At 56.9% G+C, this 2,395-nt stretch carries 2 protein-coding genes; both read left to right on the top strand.

The genetic code is table 11. The annotated features are described in order from the left end of the window. Window positions 1-215 (top strand): hypothetical protein (locus tag ACWERV_RS36630; RefSeq protein ID WP_452941203.1); only part of this gene is annotated, 215 nt, incomplete at its 5' end. A 1,059-nt stretch (window positions 216-1,274) separates the two neighbouring features. Next, window positions 1,275-2,395: ATP-dependent nuclease (locus ACWERV_RS36625; RefSeq protein WP_452941201.1), on the top strand; the 1,121-nt coding region annotated here is incomplete at its 3' end.

The following is a 2,395-nucleotide window of genomic DNA, read 5'->3' as shown; positions in this document are numbered from 1 at the left end:
GTCGGGACGCATTGTCCGATCAGGTCGAGGTGCGTCGTCAATCTTTGGTGCGCGAGACAAGCGAAGAAATGGTTCGCATACCTGTCCGACTACCAAAGAACCGCCAGGCGTGGTTGGAGATTCCTATTCCCTTCTTTGAGGCGGATAAGGCTCGGTTGAAGGCGTACATCGATTTGCAGCTTACCGATGATGAGGAGGGGGAGGCTGAGGACTAAGAAATAAAAGCCCTCACGACGTTGGCGCGTCGTGAGGGCTTCTGGCAAGGTGGTGAAGGCACCCCTCTACCACCTACAACCTGTCTTGGCAGACGGCTTGAGTTTATACGCTCAAGGGGTTGTGGGCAACTATTGCCTTCGAATCTTCACTGTGAGGATTGACATGCCCTTGGCATCCAACCCCAAGAGTGTATTTGTGCGGCAATACACGCGATTTCGCTTTGGCCGCACGGAGCAGGTGCGCCAGCATTGGCGTTCGTGCCCTAATCAACTGACGCTGTTTTAAGCCGGGGCCGCGCTACGTAAGTGGCGCGGCATTTCCTGCTAGGTCAGCAGCTTTCGCTTGATTGATGCTGCGGTGAAAACTGGCATCGCCGTGAATCCCGCGTGATACGTGGATCCGTACATCTCCAACAGAAAAATCACCGCGAAACCCCGCGCAAACAGTGCGTTTGCTCCAGCCGTTGCGGCTTGGGAAGCTGAGGTAATGGCCATTATACGACGCCCGCAGAACGCGCAATTCTACAGGGGTTCGGGGGAGGATGGCAAGGGGGAGGTTTTGGGAGGTGGCAGCGAGACTGGCATCGCTCGATGCTGGAGCGGTGGCGTCGCTGGGGTGGCAGGCCGAGTGCGGCCAGGAGCGGCCCTTCGCCAATATCTGCACGCAGACCTTCAGGCGTTAGTTGTGCGCCGGAGACCGGCCAATCGGCGGGGCGCCCAAAGGCGGCAATCCAAGTCTCTGGGTCTGCGATAACCGTACCGGTAACTCTGGGGTGGAGTATTTCCGCGGCATGGGCGAGCTAGTGCAAGCGTGAGCAAGCCAGAATTGCGAGCGATGACCGAGCGCTTCGCTACTTCCGGCCGACTTTGCTGTGCCGCCATAAACCGGTACACATCCCCAACTGTTGATGAGCTTCCGAATTCACAAGCAGAGTCACTTGCCTTCTTGAGTAATTTAGCCCTATTGTCCAATGGTAAATTAATTACCAATTTCAACTGTCGGAGATAGCCGCGCGCAGAGGCTGACGGCCGGGAGCGATGGGACCAAGGGAGGGTGGCGTGCGCTTAGCAAGGTTGACCGTTCGGAACTTCCGAAATTTCGCGGGAATCGATGTCCCGCTCGTCGGTAATGTTGTGCTGCTGGGCGAGAATCGTGTTGGGAAAAGCAATCTCCTGTTTGCCATTCGGCTTGTCCTCGATCCGACGCTGCCCGACTCCGCAAGGCAACTGAAGCTCTCCGATTTTTGGGATGGTTGTGACCTAACCCAAAATCCGCAGATTGAAGTGCATCTCGATTTCGCCGAATTCGACGGCGACGACGCGCTGGTTGCATTGCTCACTGACTTCCGTACGGCAGCCGATCCAAAAGTAGCGCGTCTGAGCTACGTTTACCGAAAGCGAGCCGACGTCACTGGCGCTCCACAATCCGGTGAGGACTGCGAGTTCATCGTTTTCGGTGGGGGTGATGAATCCCGAGCCGTCCCAAGCCGGGTCCGTCGCAGGGTTGCGCTAGATATGCTCGACGCGTTGCGCGACGCCGAGGGGCAACTGGCATCGTGGCGCAACTCACCGCTGCGCCCATTGCTCGAGGATGCCGTGGCGACAGTCAGTCGTAGTGAACTGGATAGCGTTGCTGCCACGCTTGAAAGTGCGACCAAGAAGCTCGAAAGTTTCCCGTCGGTTAAAGCGCTCGAAGACTCCCTCCGCGCTGGCATTCTGGACCTTGCCGGAAGCGCGCATGACATTGATGCACGCCTACGCTTTGCGCCCACCGATCCGCTTCGATTGTTCCGTTCAATTGCAATGTTCATCGATAACGGCAAACGCAGCATTGCTGAGGCAAGCCTGGGCTCTGCGAATGTCGCCTTGATCACTTTGAAATTGGCGGAGTTTGCTTGGCGGCGTGCCAAGAATGAACGCAACTATTCGCTGCTTTGTATCGAGGAACCGGAGGCTCACCTCCATCCTCAACTTCAGCGGGCTGTATTCGATAAGCTATTTCAAAAAGCTGACCCGGCACAGGCACTTGTCGTCACGAGCCATTCCCCGACATTGGCTGCGGTTGTGCCGCTCCGTTCGATAGTGAGCTTGCGATCGGTGAACGGCGCGTCGCAAGTCTATTCGCTTGCGGAGTTGCCGGTCACAAACGAGGAACTTGACGACATTGAGCGCTATCTGAC

The sequence above is a fragment of the Streptomyces sp. NPDC004031 genome (assembly GCF_053604375.1).
This window is presented reverse-complemented; position numbering and strand designations above follow the sequence as displayed.